We start from the raw sequence: 16,817 nt of genomic DNA, 5'->3' as shown, positions 1-16,817 counted from the left end.
GTATAAGAGACAATAATTTACCCGAATAGAGCTTGATTTAGGCCGTCTGAAACGGTTTCAGACGGCCTTGAAGTGTTTTGCATTTCACTCATTTGGGCAACCGGTAGTGGCCTGTAATTTTGTAGCGGTAAAGAATATCTTCTTCCCGCGTGCCGCGTCCTATATTATGGATAATCAGGGGTTTGCCGCGAACACTCCGGTCGGACACAATACCGATATGGGTTAAACCGCGCCCTAAATCCCAAGTAACCACATCGCCCGCACGATAAGGCCCTGTAACAACACGGTAACCTTTACGGTCAAAATAAGTGGCGATATTCGGCACACGGCGGTGGTCGATATTGCGGTCGGTTGCTTTCAACCCCCACTTTTTAGGATAAGCCGAAAAGTTTTTCGACATATCTTCGTGAATCATCTGCTGCAAATCCCAGCCTTGCTTTCTCAGCGCGCGGATCAACACGTCGGTGCACACCCCTTTGTGCAGCGGCACGTCGCCCATAGGATAGTCCAGCCGGGTATAAGCCGGATCGTAAGATACGGTTTTGCCGATTTGCCAACGTGCATCTTGAACCAATTTCTGAGGCGACAAAGCCCACACAGGGAATGTATTCAACCCGAACACGCAAGCCGCAAGAAACACACGAACAGGAAACTTCATCCGAATAACTCCGAATCAACTTTAAAATACCGATATCATAACCAAACACCATGCTTTCAGACGGCCTCTGAAAGTTAAGTTGTATAAATATTATATATGGGCATAAACTGTTTCAGGCCGTCTGAAAGCAGCCTGAGACCTTTGCAAACCCTTTCCGCAAGGAGAAGCTTATGTATCCGATTCACGAACCCCGCGTGAGCGGCTTGTTAAAAGTATCCGACATCCATCAGATTTATTGGGAAGAATCCGGCAATCCGCACGGCATTCCGGTGATTTTTCTGCACGGCGGGCCGGGGGCGGGCGCGTCGCCGAAAGCGCGCGGCTTTTTCAACCCCGACAAATACCGCGTGGTGATTATCGACCAGCGCGGCTGCGGGCGTTCGCTGCCGTATGCCGAAACGCGCGAAAACACCACTTGGGATTTGGTAGCGGACATCGAAAAAGTGCGCGAGATGCTCGGTATCGACACATGGCTGGTATTCGGCGGCTCATGGGGCAGCACGCTTTCGCTGGCTTACGCGCAAACCCATCCGGATCGTGTGCGCGGCTTGATTTTGCGCGGCATCTTCTTGGGGCGGCAGAGTGAAATCCGCTGGCTCAACGAGCAAGGCGGTGCGGAACACATCTACCCCGAACAGTGGCAGCATTATCTCGCCCCCGTGTCCGAAGCAAAGCGCGGTGCAATCGTGCAGGCCTATCATGAAATGCTGTTCGGCCAAGACCGCGAACAGGCTCTGCGGGCGGCGAAAGCATGGGCGGAATGGGAAAGCTGGCTGGTGCAGTTCGACCCGAAACCGGTGGAAGAAGATACGGAACAGGCGTTGGCGATTTCGCGCATCGAAAACCATTATTTCGTCAACGGCTGCTGGTTGGAGAACGAAAAAGCATTGCTGGCGAATGTAGACAAAATCCGCCATATCCCCACCGTGATCGTGCAGGGGCGCTACGACATCTGCACGCCGATGCAGAGCGCGTGGGAATTGAAACAGGCATTCCCCGAAGCCGATTTGCGGATTGTGCAGGGCGGCCATGCCTCGTTTGAAGGCGAAGTGGCCAAAGGCTTGGTGCAGGCGGCAGACGAATTTGCAGACAAGTTGGCCGTCTGAAAAGAGCGGCCGTGTTTTTCAGACGGCCTCAAACCGCAGGCTTTCAGGCCGTCTGAAATCCCGTACAATACGCCGACCGTTTTTTAAAGGAATCCGCCCCGATGAATACCGTAAAAATCAAAAACACCGTGCTGGGCGCAGGCAGCCCGAAAATCTGCGTGCCGTTGGTAGCCAAAGATTCAGACGGCCTGCAAACCGCCTTGGCAGGCTTGCAGGGCTTGGCTTTTGATGTGGTGGAATTTCGTGCGGACTTTCTCGAACGCGCGGCCGACAGCGGCTATGTCATGGAACGCCTGCGCGAAGTGCGCGCCGCCCTGCCGGATACGCCGCTGCTGTTTACCTTCCGCCGCGCCGAAGAAGGCGGCGAGTGCCCCGTGCCGCCGGGGGTTTATTTTTCGCTGGTTCAAGCGGCCATACGCTCCGGCCTGACCGACATCATCGATATCGAACTGTTTGCAGGCGAAGATAAAGTGAAAGAAACCGTTGCACTGGCCAAAGCCAACGGCGTGGCAGCCTTGCTGTGCAATCACGATTTCGACAAAACACCGCCGAAAGAAGAGATAACAGGCCGTCTGAAAACCATGCAGGATTGGGGCGCGGACATCTGCAAAATCGCCGTGATGCCGCAATCCGCCGCCGACGTGCTGGTGCTGCTCGATGCCACGCAAACCATGTTCAACCGATATGCGCGGCAGCCGCTGGTAACGATGGCGATGGGCAAACTGGGCGTAGTGAGCCGTTTGGCGGGCGAAACCTTCGGCTCGGCAATGACTTTCGGCTCGGCGGGAACCGCTTCCGCGCCCGGGCAGATCGGCGCAAACGATTTGCGCTTTATTTTGAACGTGTTGGCAGGTAAATAATATCGGCAGGCCGTCTGAAAACATATTTTCAGACGGCCTCAAAGCCTTATAGCTTTATATTATAAATAATAGAAGTAAGCATTCTTTGTATTGTGTTATCGATTGTCGTACAATGCCTGCTTCTATTATCGACGTTTTACTGGAATGATTATGTTGAAAAAATTCGTACTCGGCAGCATGGCTGCTTTTGTATTGGCTGCCTGCGGCAACGGTGGCGGCAGCTCATCTTCAGCCTCCGCTCCGGCCTCTTCCACACCCGAAACCCAAGTTGCCGGTTCGCTGATCGAACGCATCAACAATAAAGGCACGGTAACCGTAGGCACCGAAGGCACTTACGCACCGTTCACCTATCACGATGAAAGCGGCAAATTAACCGGTTACGACGTAGAAGTGACCCGTGCCGTAGCAGAAAAGCTCGGCGTAAAAGTCGAATTCAAAGAAACCCAATGGGATGCCATGTTGGCCGGCTTGAAAGCAGGCCGGTTCGACATCGTAGCCAACCAAGTGAGCCTGACCACACCCGAACGCCGCGCCACTTTCGACAAATCTGCCGAATACAGCTATTCAGGCCCGATGGCGGTTGACCGCAAAGACGACAACCGCATTAAATCGCTGGCCGATGTAAAAGGTTTGTCTGCCGCACAAACCTTGAGCAGCAACTACGGCGAAATGGCGCAAAAAGCCGAAGCCAAAATCATTCCGGTAGACGGCATGGCTCAGGCATTGACTTTGGTTCAACAAAAACGTGCCGACTTCACATTCAACGATTCGCTCGCCCTGCTCGATTATCTTAAGAAAAATCCGAACTCCGGCCTGAAAACCGCATGGACGGCCCCCGCAGAGGAAAAATTGGGTGCCGGTCTGATTTTAAACAAAAACAACGATGAAGCCTTGGCAAAAATCAGCGGCGCAATAGAAGAGCTGCGTGCAGACGGCACATTGAAAAAACTGGGCGAACAATTCTTTGGCGTAGATGTAAGTGTTAAATGATCTTTTAAGCGCGCTGCCGTTTATGACCGAAGCCCGCGCGGCTTTGGTCATAAATGCATTTTGGCCGATGGTTAAAGCGGGGTTTCTCTATTCCATTCCGCTGGCCGTCGTTTCTTTTATTTTCGGCATCCTGATTGCATTGGCCGTCGCCTTGGTGCGCGTGATACCGGTTAACGGCATCTTCCACCGCATCTTGCTCGGCATAGTGAAATTTTACGTTTCCGCCATCCGCGGCACACCGATGCTGGTTCAGTTGATGGTGGTGTTTTACGGCTTACCGGCCATCGGCATCACGCTCGACCCGCTGCCTACCGCCGTAATCGGCTTTTCGCTGAATATCGGTGCCTATGCCTCCGAAACCATCCGCGCAGCGATTTTATCGGTGCCCAAAGGCCAGTGGGAAGCCGGTTTTTCCATCGGCATGACCTATATGCAGACCTTCCGCCGCATCATCATGCCGCAAGCGTTCCGCGTTTCCGTTCCACCCTTGAGCAACACCTTTATCAGCTTGTTTAAAGAAACCTCGCTGGCTTCGGTGGTAACTATTACCGAGCTTTTCCGCGTGGCACAACAAATTGCCAACGCCAGCTACGACTTTCTGCCCGTGTATATCGAGGCAGGCTTGATATATTGGGTGTTCTGCTTCTTCCTGTTTATCGGGCAGGCAAAACTCGAAAAACGGCTCGACCGCTACGTTGCCAAGTGAGCATAAACCATGATTAAAATCCGCAATATCCATAAAGCATTCGGCAGCAATTCGATTTTAAACGGCATTGATTTGGACGTAGCAAAAGGCAGCGTAGTCGTGATTCTCGGCCCTTCCGGTTCGGGCAAAACCACATTTCTGCGCTGTTTGAATGCTTTGGAAATGCCCCAGCAAGGCAGCATAGAATTCGACGGCCCAAGCCCGTTGAGCATTGATTTTGCTCAACATCCGTCTAAAAAAGACATTCTCGCCCTGCGCCGCAAATCAGGTATGGTGTTTCAGCAGTACAATCTTTTTCCGCACAAAACCGCGCTGGAAAACGTGATGGAAGGCCCCGTGGCCGTACAAGGTATTTCCTCAGCAGAAGCCCGTAAAAAAGCGTTGGCCTTGCTGGAAAAAGTCGGCCTTGCCGATAAAGTGGATTTATACCCTTTCCAGCTCTCGGGCGGTCAACAACAGCGGGTAGGTATCGCCCGTGCTTTGGCAATCCAACCGGATTTAATGTTGTTCGACGAACCGACCTCCGCCCTTGACCCCGAGCTGGTGCAAGATGTATTGAATACCATGAAGGAGCTTGCTAAAGAAGGTTGGACGATGGTGGTCGTTACCCACGAAATCAAGTTTGCCATGGAAGTGGCTGATTTGGTGGTGGTAATGGATGGCGGCGTGATTGTGGAACAAGGTTCGCCCGAAACATTATTCAAAAACCCCCAACACGAACGCACCAAACGCTTTCTGCACCAAATCCGCGTACAGGAAGATTAATGCGCGATTACCTTAAAAGGCTGCGACGACGTAGCAGAAACACAGTTTATTTGCTCTATCTTGAGTCAAACAAAACGGGGCATTATTAACTTCCACTATTAAAAGTTCAGCCTCCGTCAACAGAGATGCAACACAAAAAAAACACTTGGCATTTTACAGCCAAGTGTTTTTTATTTAACGGATTTCCATCAGCTTTTCAAAAACTAAGCCAATCCTTTTTTCTCCAAATAGCTTTCGTAATCGCCCAGATAATGTTCGTAACCGCCTTTGCCGTCCAGCTCGATGATTTGGGTGGCCAGTGAAGACACAAACTGGCGGTCGTGCGATACGAAAATCAGCGTGCCTTTGTATTTTTCCAAAGCCATGTTTAAGGATTCGATGCTTTCCATATCCATGTGGTTGGTCGGTTCGTCCATAATCAACACGTTCGGTTTCAGCAGAATCAGCTTGCCGTAAAGCATACGGCCTTTCTCTCCGCCGGAAAGCACCTGCACTTGTTTTACCACATCATTGCTGCCGAACAGCAAGCGGCCGAGCGTACCGCGGATAACCTGTTCGTCGTCGCCTTCCTGACCCCATTGGCGCATCCATTCGGTGAGGTTCATGTCGACATCGAAGTCGTTTTCGTGGTCTTGCGGATAGTAGCCGACGTTGGCTTTTTCCGCCCATTTGATGGTACCTGAATCGGGTTGGACACCTTCGCCGTATTCGGGATTGAATGCACCGGCCAACAATTTCAGCAAAGTGGACTTACCGGCACCGTTAGGGCCGATAATCGCCAAACGTTCTCCGGCTTCCAGAATAAAGCCCAGGTTTTTAAACAATTGGTTCTCAAAGCGTTTGCTCAAACCTTCCACTTCAACAGCTTGGCGGTGCAGCTTGGCTTTTTCGTCTGTTTCAAAGCGGATATAAGGGTTTTGACGGGTAGAAGGTTTCACTTCCACCATTTCGGCCTTGATCTTATCGGCCTGTTTCAGACGGCTGGTGGCTTGACGGGCTTTGGATTTATTGGCCGAGAAGCGTGCCACGAATTCTTGCAGTTCTTGCAGCTTTTCTTTGGCTTTAGCGTTGTCGCGCATGGCGCGCTCGCGGGATTGTGCGGAAGCCAGCATGTAATCATCGTAGTTGCCGGGGTAGATGGTGATGCTGTTGTAATCAACATCGGCCATATGCGTGCAGACTTCATTCAAAAAATGGCGGTCGTGCGAAATGATGATCATAGTGGAATCGTATTCGTTCAACACACCTTCGAGCCAACGGATGGTGTTGATGTCCAAGTTGTTGGTCGGCTCGTCGAGCAGCAATACGTCGGGTTTGGAAAACAAGGCTTGCGCCAGCAATACGCGCAGTTTGAAGCCGGGAGCCACTTCGCTCATTTGGGCATTGTGCAATGATTCTTCGATACCCACGCCGCTCAACAATTCGGCCGCGCGTGCTTCGGCGGTGTAACCGTCATATTCGGCAAACTTGGCCTCCAATTCGGCAGCGTGCATGTAATCGTCTTCGGTGGCTTGCAAATTGGCGTAAATGGCATCACGCTCGGTCATCGCCGACCACATTTCGGTGTGCCCCATCATCACTACATCCAGCACGCGCATCTCTTCATAGGCAAATTGATCTTGGCGCAGTTTACCGAGGCGGACACCGTTTTCAATGGCCACTTCGCCGCTGGTCGGCTCCAAGTCGCCACCAAGGATTTTCATGAAGGTGGATTTACCCGAACCGTTGGCACCAATCAGCCCGTAGCGATTGCCTTCGCCGAATTTGACAGACACGTTTTCAAACAGCGGCTTCGCGCCGAACTGCATGGTTATGCCGTTGGTAGAAATCATTTTGATACAACCTTTAAGGATAAAATATTTAAAGCGCGGAATTATATCATAATTTCCGTTCAATCCGCTGCCGGTCTCTGCCGTCTGAAAAATAAGGTTCGAAGCGTCAAAGCATGATCAAATGTTTTTTTCAGACGGCCTCAACATATTCAACCGTTTTCATTATTTTTAAGAACCCGGGGCATGTCGACCAATGTGTTGACAACCTTGCAAGCTTATGCAAAAACATATCAAACAGGCCGTCTGAAATACTTTTCAGACGGCCTGACAAATTTATGCCGGTGGCTCAAGACATCGAGCCTTCATTTTGATAAAGCGTAAACAGCGGCACGCCGCGCTTACGGATATTTTCGCCGCCGGGCAAATCTGTAAACTCCAAAATCGCAGCCGCTTCCACAATTTCCCCGCCCAGCTGGCGCACCAAATCGATACCCGCCTGCATGGTACCGCCGGTTGCAACAAGATCATCCACCAAGAGCACACGCGCACCGGCGGGAATCGCATCGGTATGAATTTCTACCGTAGCTTCACCGTATTCAAGCGCATAACTTTGAGACAACGTTTCAAACGGCAGCTTACCTTTTTTACGGATGGGGACAAACCCTACGTTTAATTGATAAGCCAACGCAGCTCCGATAATAAAACCGCGGGCATCCAAACCGGCCACAACATCAATTTTTTGGCTCATATACCGGTAAACAAGCAGATCTACCAACAACCGGAAATATTCAGGGCTTTGCAGCACAGGGGTAATATCATGAAATAAAATACCTTTTTTCGGCCAATGAGGGATCTTGCGGATCTTTTCGGCAAGTGCTTCCACGCCCATCACGTCGGGATGAATCAACATAAAACTACCCAATTCACAATGAAAAATTACACAGAAATTCAAAACACAAACGCACTATTCTAACAAAAACTAGCCTTGCGTTGTCGGCGTTGAAACATATAAAAACGGAAATAATATTTTAAACGCGATAGTTTTCGCAAAAACAGGAACCGGAACGCCCGTTTTGCAAAGGTTTCCGGCTGTATGGCATAATAACCACTTAAATTTTTCATTTTCGAGACCATCATGCGCTCATCTTCAAAAGGTAATATTTTTATTATTTCCGCAGCCTCCGGAACCGGAAAAACCACTTTGGTTTCACGCCTTACCAAACATCATGACGACATCAAGGTTTCCGTTTCCCACACCACCCGGCAGCCGCGTGAAGGCGAAGAGCACGGCAAACACTACTATTTTGTAAATGTGCCGAAATTCGAAACTCTCATTAGTGAAAGCGCATTCCTTGAATATGCAAAAGTTTTCGACAATTATTACGGCACCAGTGTAGAAGGCGTAAACATATTGCGGGAACAGGGTTATGATGTGATTTTAGAGATCGACATTCAAGGTGCAGAACAAGTCCGCCGTGTTTGGCCCGGAGCATGCAGCATCTTTATATTGCCGCCTTCTTTCCAAGCATTGGCCGAACGCTTGGTCGGCCGCGGAACAGACAGCCCCGAAGTAATCGAACGGCGGCTGGGCAAAGCGCGCAAAGAAATCGAGCAGGCGTTTATGTTTGATTATGTGGTGGTTAACAACGACTTGGTTGAAGCAGAAGCCGATTTACTGTCGATTATCAAATCACACCGCCTAAAACAATCCTGCCAACACTTATTTATTGAAAATCTGTTGGAAAATTCTTAAAAAAAAAGCGACAATACTTAATTAAACACTCCCCTATTTATTTGTAAAAAGGAACCATTCAAAATGGCACGCATCACCGTAGAAGACTGCATTACCAAAATCCCCAACCATTTCGACTTAACATTAACTGCCGCACGCCGCGCACGCCAACTGGAAAACGGCAATGTACCTTTGGTTGAAGACATCCGTAACAATAAACCTACCGTTACCGCTTTACGCGAGATAGCCGCCGGAGAAGTCGGCGTAGAGCTGCTCAAACGTAACAAATAAAAGCAAAATCAAAAGGCCGTCTGAATGCAACTGCCGCTACCTACCGCCCCTTATGACCCATTGACATCAGAAGCCCGTAACTTATTGTTCCGCACGGCTTCCTATCTCAATGAAAAAGAGCAGCAACAGCTTGAAAAAGCGTGTGCCTATGCTTTCCATGCCCACGACGGCCAAACCCGCAAAAGTGGCGAACCCTACATTACCCACCCTATTGCCGTTACTACCCAACTGGCCATTTGGCACATGGACATACAAGGTTTGTGTGCGGGCGTGATGCATGATGTACTTGAAGACACGGGTGTATCCAAAATCGAAATGGCAGCAGAATTCGGCGACACCATAGCCGAAATGGTAGACGGTCTTTCCAAACTTGAAAAACTCGAATACGACAGTCAAGCAGAACATCAGGCAGAAAGTTTCCGCAAGTTAATTCTCGCCATGACCAAAGACGTTCGCGTGATCGTCGTTAAATTGGCCGACCGTCTGCACAACATGCGTACATTAGGCTCGATGCGCCCTGAAAAACGCCGCCGGATTGCTCAGGAAACACTTGAAATCTACGCACAAATAGCCAACCGCATCGGTCTAAACAACGCCTATCAAGAGCTTCAGGATTTATCCTTTCAGAATCTGCACCCCCGTCGGTATGAAACATTGCAAAAAGCCATGAAAGCAAGCCGACGCAACCGACGCGACGTTGTAGGTAAAGTTCTGCGTGCCTTCAGCATGCGCTTGGTTGACGCAAATATTGAAGCCAAAATCAAAGGCCGCGAAAAAAACTTATTCAGCATCCACCAGAAAATGCAGGCTAAAAATCTACGCTTCGCAGACGTGATGGATATTTACGGCTTTCGCGTTATCGTGAACAGCATACCCGCCTGCTACGCAGCCTTGGGCGCACTTCACAGCCTCTACCAACCCAAACCCGGCCGCTTCAAAGACTACATCGCCATTCCCAAAAGTAACGGTTATCAAAGCCTGCATACCACCTTAGTCGGCCCTTACGGCCTGCCTATCGAAGTACAGATACGCACCCACGAAATGGATGCAGTAGCCGAAGGCGGCGTAGCCGGACATTGGATTTATAAATCGGGAGAAAGTACGGTCGATCAGGCTACCCTCCATACCAATCGCTGGCTGAAAAATATTCTTGATTTGCAAGCAGGCAGTTCCAATGCCATCGAATTTCTCGAGGCCGTTAAAGTTGATTTATTCCCCAACGAAGTATATATCCTTACCCCGAAAGGAAAAATCCTTACCCTCCCCAAAGGAGCGACCCCCATCGACTTCGCATATGCAGTGCATACCGATGTCGGCCATCACACCGTAGCCGCCCGCATCAACAATACTATGATGCCGTTGCGTACCAAACTGAAAACCGGTGATTCTGTTGAAGTGATTACTTCCGAACAGGCAAAACCCAACCCGGCATGGCTAAATTTTGCCGTTTCCAGCCGTGCACGCAGCGCCATTCGAAATTACATCAAAAATATGAATAGGCAAGATGCAGTAACACTAGGTGAAAACCTATTGCAAAAAGCCCTATCAAGCTTATTGCCTCAAAACGTATTGCTTTCAGACGGCCTCAAAGAAAAATATCTTGCCGACCTCAATCATAAGCAAACCACTTTTGAAGATGTATTGTACAGCGTGGGAATGGGGCATACCCTGCCGATTACAGTTGCCATGCATATTGCCGACTTAGCAGGTGAACATTTTGGCGGCGAAGTGCGGTTAAGCCCGATTAAAATCAACGGCAGCGAAACAGGCCGCGTACATCTTGCCCAATGTTGTCAGCCATTGCCCGGAGATGCCGTACGCGCAGTTTTAATTAAAGATCAAGGTTTGGTGATTCACCGGGACACTTGTCCGAATGTACTAAAAGTAGATCCCGACCAACAGCTTGACGCCGACTGGGAAAGCATTCCCGATCAAACTTTCCGCACAACACTTACAGTCGGAGCACGCGACACCCGCGGTTTGTTGGCATTAATGGCTCAAGCTATTTCTTCAGCCGGCGCCGACATCGAATCGGTTGAAACACCGCAAAAACAACCCGGCACAGAAGGGTTTATTGAGTTCAAGTTCTTTATCAAAGTAACCGGCATAGAGCAACTCAATGAAATCATTCGTGCTTTGCACGCTATTACTGATGTGAGACGTGTTGTAAGAGTATAAGGTGTAGAAAATCCTAGCGTTGTTTGCAGTATTGGCTTTTGAATACTGTAAACAACGCTAGGATTTTCTATATAAAGCTTTACTCAAGGACCAGTTTGTTTTTCCAATATTGTTTTTTAGCCTCGTTTTTGGGAATGTCTTTGGTACCATTGCCGTAGATTTCCACCAACTTCTTGGCAGCTTTTATTTCGCCATTATTGGCCGAACGTTCAAACCATTCTACTGCTTTTTTTTCGTCTTTCATAACATGTTTTCCATTTAAGTACCATAAACCTATTAGTGTTTGAGCAGTTTCTTCACCCATCTCGGCAGCTTTTAGATAATAGTCAAAAGCTTTAGCTTCATCGTAAGGAAATGTATCATTTTTCTCAGAGTACATAACACCAGCGACTGAATAAGCATAAGGATCGTCTTGCTCTAAAGATTTAAATAACCATTGCTTGGCTTCTTCCCGGTCTTTTTCATTTTTTCCAATTTTAACAAGAAGCCCTGCCAATTCAGCCTGAGCTACACTAATATTAAGGTCAGCTGCTTTACGTAACCATAGAATGTCATCATCATACTTACCCATAGAAGCATAAATTGTTCCAACATTATAAATGGCTAATTGATTGCCATTGTCAACAGCTTTTTTGGCGAATTCAAGTGCTCTATCTTGATTTTGCAAAACCCCTTTGCCTTGAGAATAAATAATAGCCAAATTTTGATAATCATCGGCATATCCGTTATCTACTGCCAGTTGATAATATTCAGCTCCTTTTTTCCAATCAACAGGAACCCCAATTCCATGGCTATAATAAAACCCTAAGTTATTATAAGACGGGATATTGCCTTGCTTCGCGGCTTGTTGAGTCCAATAAAAAGCTTTTTGTACATCCTTTTGTGTACCCCAACCCTTATAGTAAAGCCAACCTAAATTGGATTTAGCCCTTGCATCTCCTTTTTTTGCTGCCAACTCTGTCCAATAAAAAGCTTTATTGAAATCTTTTGGAGCCTCCCAGCCTTCTAAATAACAGGCACCTAAATTATATTGGCTAGAAACATCACCTCTTTCAGCGCATTGTTCCAATCGCGATAATTCTCCTCTTGGATCACAATTGATGCTATTTTTATCTATATAACAGCCACTCAGAAGAAAAAAACAAACTAGTGTAATAATATTTTTAATCATGGTTCTTATCATTTCGATTGATTAGGTTTTGTTGTGAATCTGTCAATACTACTATTAGTAATTGTTTTTCCAATTTCATTTAGGGGCTGACGTAGATTAGCAGTCATGATAGGCTGCCAAAATGAAGATAACCCACTGTAAGTTAAAGAAGAGTCTGCAAAGAAAACTGCTTGAATATTTTGTATTGGAAGTAACCGCACGTTCTGCTGCCGATATCTTGGGTATTCAGCCCAATACGGCTATTCTCTTCTACCGTAAAATCCGTCTTGTTATCAGCCATCATTTGGCTTTGGAAGCAGATCAGGTTTTTGAGGGCACTATAGAATTGGATGAGAGCTATTTCGGCGGTAAGCGTAAAGGAAAGCGCGGTAGGGGAGCAGCAGGTAAAGTGGTGGTTTTCGGTATCCTTAAACGTGGAGGTAAGGTTTATACGGTTGTAGTGAATAATGCCTGAAAGGAAAGTTTATTTCCTGTTATTACAAGGAAAATTACACCTGATAGCGTAGTTTATACGGACTGCCTGAGCAGTTACGACGTGTTGGATGTCAGCGGTTTTCACCATCACAGGATTAATCACAGCAAAAAGTTTGCCGACCGACACAACCATATCAACGGCATTGAGAATTTTTGGAATCAGGCGAAACGTGTCTTGCGCAAATACAACGGAATCGACCGAAAATCTTTTCCTCTGTTCTTGAAAGAATGTGAGTTTCGTTTTAACTTCGGGACACCAAAGCAGCAGTTAAAAACTTTGCGGCTTTGGTGTGGTGTTTAGGGCTAATCTACTTCAGCCCCTAAAACAGATATAACCCGAAATTCATTATATTAATTATCAGGTTACGATAAGAATTGGCGGAGTGGACGGGGCTCGAACCCGCGACCCCCGGCGTGACAGGCCGGTATTCTAACCAACTGAACTACCACTCCGCACAGAAAACTTGGTGGGTGATGACGGAGTCGAACCGCCGACATTCTGCTTGTAAGGCAGACGCTCTACCAACTGAGCTAATCACCCGTGTCGTTGCGAGAACGCTATTAAAACAAATTTTCATACCGTACGCAAGCATTAATTGCATCTACTATTAACCATATTTAAATAAGAATTTGAAATAAAAATACAATTACTTTATTTCACACTCTAAAATCTAAAACCAATGACCTAGTTTTTGCGCTTTAGTATTTAAATAATGTTCGTTTTCGGCATTCTCTCCTACCTGCAAAGGCACTCTTTCCACTATTTTAATACCTGCATCACCTAAAACCTGCACTTTCTCTGGATTATTGGTTAATAACGCCACTTCTTTTACATCCAAATGGTCAAAAATATGCTTGGCCAACCTGAAATCACGAGCATCCACCGGCAAACCTAAGGCAACATTGGCTTCAACGGTATCCAAACCTTGATCTTGTAGCTGGTAAGCTCGGATTTTGTTAATCAATCCAATACCCCGCCCTTCCTGCCTCAGATAAACAATCGCTCCGCGGCCTGCCTTTTGAATTGCCTGCATCGCAGCTTGAAGCTGCGGGCCGCAATCACATTTTTGTGAAAATAAAGCATCTCCCGTTAAGCATTCTGAGTGTATGCGTGCCAACACAGGTTTTCCGTCTGCGATATTACCCATTGTTATCGCAACGTGTTCTTGACCACTGTTTACTTCTTCAAAACCATGCAGTGTAAATATACCCCATTCGGTGGGCAAACGGCAGGAAGCAACAAATTTAACCGGTTTACTCATGATTGTTTTCCGATAATTCAATATTTAATAATTCGCTCAAAGGTTGGGCCAAAGCCAGCGACAACGCCACCCATTCGGCTTGGTTCTCATCATCCAATATATCTTTCTCTGCATATTCAACATGAACCACACCCAATACAGCACCGCTATCGGTGCAAACAGGCAGGGAAATCTGGCTGCTGCTGCGCTTGTGGTGAGTTCCCTCCAACTCTCCTTGCTGCAACCACAGTTCAACGTCATCAACTAAATTTAGCCATCCGGTTTGCGCTGTTCGTACCGGTAGATATGAACGGTTCAGCTCTTCATCAACCAATAGTTTTGGCTCGATAGGTTTGCCTTGTTGTACCAAACGTAGTAAACACCGTTCATTGTTTTCAGACGGCATCAATATATATACCGTTGCATTTTGAGCTTTTTCAACCCGGCTAAACACCGAATCCAAAGCAATAAAAATCTGTTTCAACAAAACTTCATTTTCGGCCTCTTGCACGACGTAATCCGACAACATCACTCCATCAGCAACATACCACAATACGGAACGGTCTATTGAAGCATGGCCGGCATCCATTACAGCCCTAACAGCCAAATAAGACATATGTACTCTATCTTTGGGCAAACTTAACCCTTGAGTTTGGAGGTAATCCTGAATTTTCCCAACAGGCATAAACTTTCCTTTTGCTACGGCATTTCATTTTCATTTTAGGCCGTCTGAAATGTTCAGACGGCTAAAGCCTATCAGTAAATTAAGCCGGCTATGATGTTTTTCAAGTGGGAAACATATTGCATCTTTGGATGTTTACAGTATAATTATGAGCTTATTCAAATTAAGCGGAAGTGGCGAAATTGGTAGACGCACTGGATTTAGGTTCCAGCGCCGTAAGGTGTGAGAGTTCGAGTCTCTCCTTCCGCACCACCCTACAAAAACAACAGCCTTTACGGGCTGTTTTTTTACGTCTATACCCATCTACCCAAATACACAAAAACTCAAGCCCAGCAAGGCTTTTAGGCTGATAAAGAGCTGTTTCAGACGGTCTTTGTTATCTACACCAATCTACACCCGTCTTACTAAATCAACAAAAAAATGTTGGTGCTTTTGTTGGTTCGTGGCAAGATAGCAGAAAAAAGCACCAACATTTTTCTTGAAATCCCCATAACGCGGGTACTTCACTCAATATCCAAAGCACCAACATAACCGCTATGCCGCTAAACGACTTGCAAATAAAACGCATCAAACCCAGCGATAAAAAACAAACCCTATCTGATGGCGGCGGGCTTGCTTTGGTAGTCAATGCCATTTCACGCGGCGGAACAAAATATTTTGTTTATAACTATCGCTTTGACGGCAAACAGCAATCATTAAGAATCGGCAAGTATCCTGATATAGGCTTAGCTGAAGCAAGGGAACAACACCAGCAAGCCCGAAATAACTTGGCAAAAGGCATCAATCCCAGCCAAGCCAAGCAACAGGCCAAGCAAGAGCGGCAAGCTGCCCTACTGAATACTTTTGCAGCGGTAACGAAGCAATGGCACACCAAGAACCTGCCCCGCTGGAAAGAGAAACACGCCGCCCGCATCATGCAGTATTTTGAATCGGACGTTTTCCCACATATCGGCAACCGCCCGATTAAAGAACTGCGGGTAAGCGATATTAAGGCCGTAATCGAACGTATATCCGAGCGGGGCGCATTGGAAACGGCAGAAAAAATCAGGCAATGGATAGGCAGCGTTTTCAACCATGCTGCCTTGCTGGAACTGACAGACGGTAACCCAGCCGCCCCGCTTGTCGGCTATTTACCGAAAAAAGAAGCGGCACACATGCCCGCCCTGCCCCGTGAAGAACTGACGGAGTTTTACCGCCGTTTGATATTGGCCGATACACACCAACAAAACCGTATATGTGTGATGCTGATTATGCTTTGCTTCGCCCGCAATACCGAAATACGCGGCGGAAAATGGCAGGAAATTGATTTTGACAAGAAAACATGGGTTATCCCCGCCGAGCGCATGAAACGCCCCCGACCGCACGTTATCCCGCTGGCAGATTGGCCGCTTGAGCTACTGAAAGAGCTACACACCATCACGGGGCATAGCCCGTTTCTATTCCCCAGCCGAACCGCCATAGGCGGCCATATCAGCAAAAACACGGCGGGCAAAATCATTAACAACATGGGCTATAAAGGCATTGCGACACCTCACGGATTCCGAAGCCTTGCAAGCAGCGTATTAAACGAGCAGGGTTATAACCCCGATGCCATAGAACGACAGCTTGCCCATATCGACGACAACAAAATCAGGGCAGCATACAACCGCACGGACTATATGGCCGAACGGGTGGAGATGATGCAATGGTATTCAGATTATTTACGCGCCCGCTATAATGAAGCGCGGGGATTGATTCAAGGCGGTTAAAGGCCGTCTGAAAGGATGCAAAATGCTACGGTTTGTTTTTGGGTTGCTTTGGCATTTTTTTAGGGGCTGACGTAGATTAGCAGTCATGATAGGCTGCCAAAATGAAGATAACCCACTGTAAGTTAAAGAAGAGTCTGCAAAGAAAACTGCTTGAATATTTTGTATTGGAAGTAACCGCACGTTCTGCTGCCGATATCTTGGGTATTCAGCCCAATACGGCTATTCTCTTCTACCGTAAAATCCGTCTTGTTATCAGCCATCATTTGGCTTTGGAAGCAGATCAGGTTTTTGAGGGCACTATAGAATTGGATGAGAGCTATTTCGGCGGTAAGCGTAAAGGAAAGCGCGGTAGGGGAGCAGCAGGTAAAGTGGTGGTTTTCGGTATCCTTAAACGTGGAGGTAAGGTTTATACGGTTGTAGTGAATAATGCCCGAAAGGAAAGT

16 protein-coding genes, 3 tRNA genes and 1 pseudogene are annotated in these 16,817 nt (G+C 47.5%); 12 read left to right on the top strand and 8 right to left on the bottom strand.

The window, feature by feature from the left end; all coding sequences use genetic code 11:
• Nucleotides 1-88: 88 nt before the first annotated feature.
• Complete coding sequence (locus AKG43_RS10870; protein ID WP_054600574.1) at nt 89-658, bottom strand: DUF1287 domain-containing protein; 570 nt, start codon at nt 656-658, stop codon at nt 89-91.
• A 170-nt stretch (nt 659-828) separates the two neighbouring features.
• On the opposite strand from AKG43_RS10870, the gene pip reads away from it, so the two are divergent.
• From pip to AKG43_RS10845, 5 genes are all read left to right on the top strand, one after another.
• Nucleotides 829-1,764, top strand: a complete 936-nt coding sequence (pip, locus tag AKG43_RS10865; RefSeq protein WP_054600573.1) for a prolyl aminopeptidase — start codon at nt 829-831, stop codon at nt 1,762-1,764.
• A 101-nt stretch (nt 1,765-1,865) separates the two neighbouring features.
• The gene (gene aroD, locus AKG43_RS10860) at nt 1,866-2,624 is read left to right on the top strand and encodes a type I 3-dehydroquinate dehydratase (RefSeq protein ID WP_054600572.1); all 759 of its coding nucleotides are present in this window, start codon (nt 1,866-1,868) and stop codon (nt 2,622-2,624) included.
• Between the two features lie 150 nt (nt 2,625-2,774).
• Nucleotides 2,775-3,614 (top strand): amino acid ABC transporter substrate-binding protein, encoded by an 840-nt coding sequence (locus AKG43_RS10855; protein WP_054600571.1) that lies wholly within the window; start codon nt 2,775-2,777, stop codon nt 3,612-3,614.
• A gap of 22 nt (nt 3,615-3,636) precedes the next feature.
• Nucleotides 3,637-4,320 (top strand): ABC transporter permease subunit, encoded by a 684-nt coding sequence (locus AKG43_RS10850; RefSeq protein ID WP_172392895.1) that lies wholly within the window; start codon nt 3,637-3,639, stop codon nt 4,318-4,320.
• A 9-nt stretch (nt 4,321-4,329) separates the two neighbouring features.
• Nucleotides 4,330-5,085, top strand: a complete 756-nt coding sequence (locus tag AKG43_RS10845) for an amino acid ABC transporter ATP-binding protein (RefSeq protein ID WP_054600569.1) — start codon at nt 4,330-4,332, stop codon at nt 5,083-5,085.
• Nucleotides 5,086-5,288: 203 nt separating this feature from the next.
• Here the strand turns inward: AKG43_RS10845 and AKG43_RS10840 are convergent, their stop codons facing one another.
• Both AKG43_RS10840 and AKG43_RS10835 read right to left on the bottom strand, forming a co-directional pair.
• Complete coding sequence (locus AKG43_RS10840; protein WP_054600576.1) at nt 5,289-6,917, bottom strand: ABC-F family ATPase; 1,629 nt, start codon at nt 6,915-6,917, stop codon at nt 5,289-5,291.
• A gap of 286 nt (nt 6,918-7,203) precedes the next feature.
• Nucleotides 7,204-7,767, bottom strand: coding sequence for an adenine phosphoribosyltransferase (locus AKG43_RS10835; protein ID WP_054600568.1), 564 nt, complete (start codon nt 7,765-7,767; stop codon nt 7,204-7,206).
• Nucleotides 7,768-7,992: 225 nt separating this feature from the next.
• Between AKG43_RS10835 and gmk the strand changes: the two genes are divergently transcribed.
• From gmk to AKG43_RS10820, 3 genes are all read left to right on the top strand, one after another.
• Entirely contained in the window at nt 7,993-8,610 is a 618-nt protein-coding gene (gene gmk, locus AKG43_RS10830; protein ID WP_054600567.1) for a guanylate kinase, read from the top strand.
• 63 nt (nt 8,611-8,673) lie between these two features.
• Nucleotides 8,674-8,880: a DNA-directed RNA polymerase subunit omega gene (gene rpoZ, locus AKG43_RS10825; RefSeq protein WP_054600566.1), complete on the top strand. Its 207-nt coding sequence runs from the start codon at nt 8,674-8,676 to the stop codon at nt 8,878-8,880.
• A 24-nt stretch (nt 8,881-8,904) separates the two neighbouring features.
• Nucleotides 8,905-11,058 (top strand): bifunctional (p)ppGpp synthetase/guanosine-3',5'-bis(diphosphate) 3'-pyrophosphohydrolase, encoded by a 2,154-nt coding sequence (locus AKG43_RS10820; protein ID WP_054600565.1) that lies wholly within the window; start codon nt 8,905-8,907, stop codon nt 11,056-11,058.
• Between the two features lie 79 nt (nt 11,059-11,137).
• Here AKG43_RS10820 and AKG43_RS12565 read toward each other — a convergent pair whose 3' ends face one another.
• Nucleotides 11,138-12,229 carry a tetratricopeptide repeat protein gene (locus AKG43_RS12565; protein ID WP_197273146.1) on the bottom strand — a complete coding sequence of 364 codons (1,092 nt, stop codon included), beginning with the start codon at nt 12,227-12,229 and terminating at the stop codon, nt 11,138-11,140.
• A 121-nt stretch (nt 12,230-12,350) separates the two neighbouring features.
• On the opposite strand from AKG43_RS12565, the pseudogene AKG43_RS10810 reads away from it, so the two are divergent.
• Nucleotides 12,351-13,004, top strand: a pseudogene (locus tag AKG43_RS10810) (IS1595 family transposase).
• Nucleotides 13,005-13,079: 75 nt separating this feature from the next.
• Here AKG43_RS10810 and AKG43_RS10805 read toward each other — a convergent pair.
• The 4 genes from AKG43_RS10805 to AKG43_RS10790 all read right to left on the bottom strand — a co-directional run bounded on the left by AKG43_RS10805 (nt 13,080) and on the right by AKG43_RS10790 (nt 14,629).
• Nucleotides 13,080-13,156, bottom strand: a tRNA-Asp gene (locus tag AKG43_RS10805).
• Between the two features lie 12 nt (nt 13,157-13,168).
• A tRNA-Val gene (locus tag AKG43_RS10800) sits at nt 13,169-13,244 on the bottom strand.
• 130 nt (nt 13,245-13,374) lie between these two features.
• Nucleotides 13,375-13,965 (bottom strand): GTP cyclohydrolase II, encoded by a 591-nt coding sequence (ribA, locus tag AKG43_RS10795; RefSeq protein ID WP_054600564.1) that lies wholly within the window; start codon nt 13,963-13,965, stop codon nt 13,375-13,377.
• Nucleotides 13,958-14,629, bottom strand: a complete 672-nt coding sequence (locus tag AKG43_RS10790; protein ID WP_054600563.1) for a hypothetical protein — start codon at nt 14,627-14,629, stop codon at nt 13,958-13,960. The genes ribA and AKG43_RS10790 overlap by 8 nt, the downstream gene beginning before the upstream one ends.
• 164 nt (nt 14,630-14,793) lie before the next feature.
• On the opposite strand from AKG43_RS10790, the gene AKG43_RS10785 reads away from it, so the two are divergent.
• From AKG43_RS10785 to AKG43_RS10775, 3 genes are all read left to right on the top strand, one after another.
• Nucleotides 14,794-14,878, top strand: a tRNA-Leu gene (locus tag AKG43_RS10785).
• A 284-nt stretch (nt 14,879-15,162) separates the two neighbouring features.
• Nucleotides 15,163-16,374 carry an integrase arm-type DNA-binding domain-containing protein gene (locus tag AKG43_RS10780; RefSeq protein WP_054600562.1) on the top strand — a complete coding sequence of 404 codons (1,212 nt, stop codon included), beginning with the start codon at nt 15,163-15,165 and terminating at the stop codon, nt 16,372-16,374.
• Between the two features lie 101 nt (nt 16,375-16,475).
• The coding region (locus tag AKG43_RS10775) for a transposase (protein ID WP_197273120.1) at nt 16,476-16,817 on the top strand (342 nt) is incomplete at its 3' end.

Source organism: Neisseria sp. 74A18 (genome assembly GCF_001308005.1).
Classification (GTDB): Bacteria; Pseudomonadota; Gammaproteobacteria; order Burkholderiales; family Neisseriaceae; genus Neisseria; species Neisseria dumasiana.
The sequence above is the reverse complement of the archived record's forward strand: the minus strand, read 5'-3'. Positions and strand labels throughout refer to the sequence as shown.

Coding starts and splice junctions, on each gene's coding strand:
- AKG43_RS10845 (WP_054600569.1), top strand. CDS start 4,330: ATGATTAAAATCCGCAATATCCATAAAGCATTCGGCAGCAATTCGATT.
- ribA (WP_054600564.1), bottom strand. CDS start 13,965: ATGAGTAAACCGGTTAAATTTGTTGCTTCCTGCCGTTTGCCCACCGAA.
- AKG43_RS10790 (WP_054600563.1), bottom strand. CDS start 14,629: ATGCCTGTTGGGAAAATTCAGGATTACCTCCAAACTCAAGGGTTAAGT.
- rpoZ (WP_054600566.1), top strand. CDS start 8,674: ATGGCACGCATCACCGTAGAAGACTGCATTACCAAAATCCCCAACCAT.
- AKG43_RS10850 (WP_172392895.1), top strand. CDS start 3,637: ATGACCGAAGCCCGCGCGGCTTTGGTCATAAATGCATTTTGGCCGATG.
- AKG43_RS10840 (WP_054600576.1), bottom strand. CDS start 6,917: ATGATTTCTACCAACGGCATAACCATGCAGTTCGGCGCGAAGCCGCTG.
- AKG43_RS10855 (WP_054600571.1), top strand. CDS start 2,775: ATGTTGAAAAAATTCGTACTCGGCAGCATGGCTGCTTTTGTATTGGCT.
- AKG43_RS12565 (WP_197273146.1), bottom strand. CDS start 12,229: ATGATTAAAAATATTATTACACTAGTTTGTTTTTTTCTTCTGAGTGGC.
- aroD (WP_054600572.1), top strand. CDS start 1,866: ATGAATACCGTAAAAATCAAAAACACCGTGCTGGGCGCAGGCAGCCCG.
- gmk (WP_054600567.1), top strand. CDS start 7,993: ATGCGCTCATCTTCAAAAGGTAATATTTTTATTATTTCCGCAGCCTCC.
- pip (WP_054600573.1), top strand. CDS start 829: ATGTATCCGATTCACGAACCCCGCGTGAGCGGCTTGTTAAAAGTATCC.
- AKG43_RS10820 (WP_054600565.1), top strand. CDS start 8,905: ATGCAACTGCCGCTACCTACCGCCCCTTATGACCCATTGACATCAGAA.
- AKG43_RS10870 (WP_054600574.1), bottom strand. CDS start 658: ATGAAGTTTCCTGTTCGTGTGTTTCTTGCGGCTTGCGTGTTCGGGTTG.
- AKG43_RS10835 (WP_054600568.1), bottom strand. CDS start 7,767: ATGTTGATTCATCCCGACGTGATGGGCGTGGAAGCACTTGCCGAAAAG.
- AKG43_RS10780 (WP_054600562.1), top strand. CDS start 15,163: ATGCCGCTAAACGACTTGCAAATAAAACGCATCAAACCCAGCGATAAA.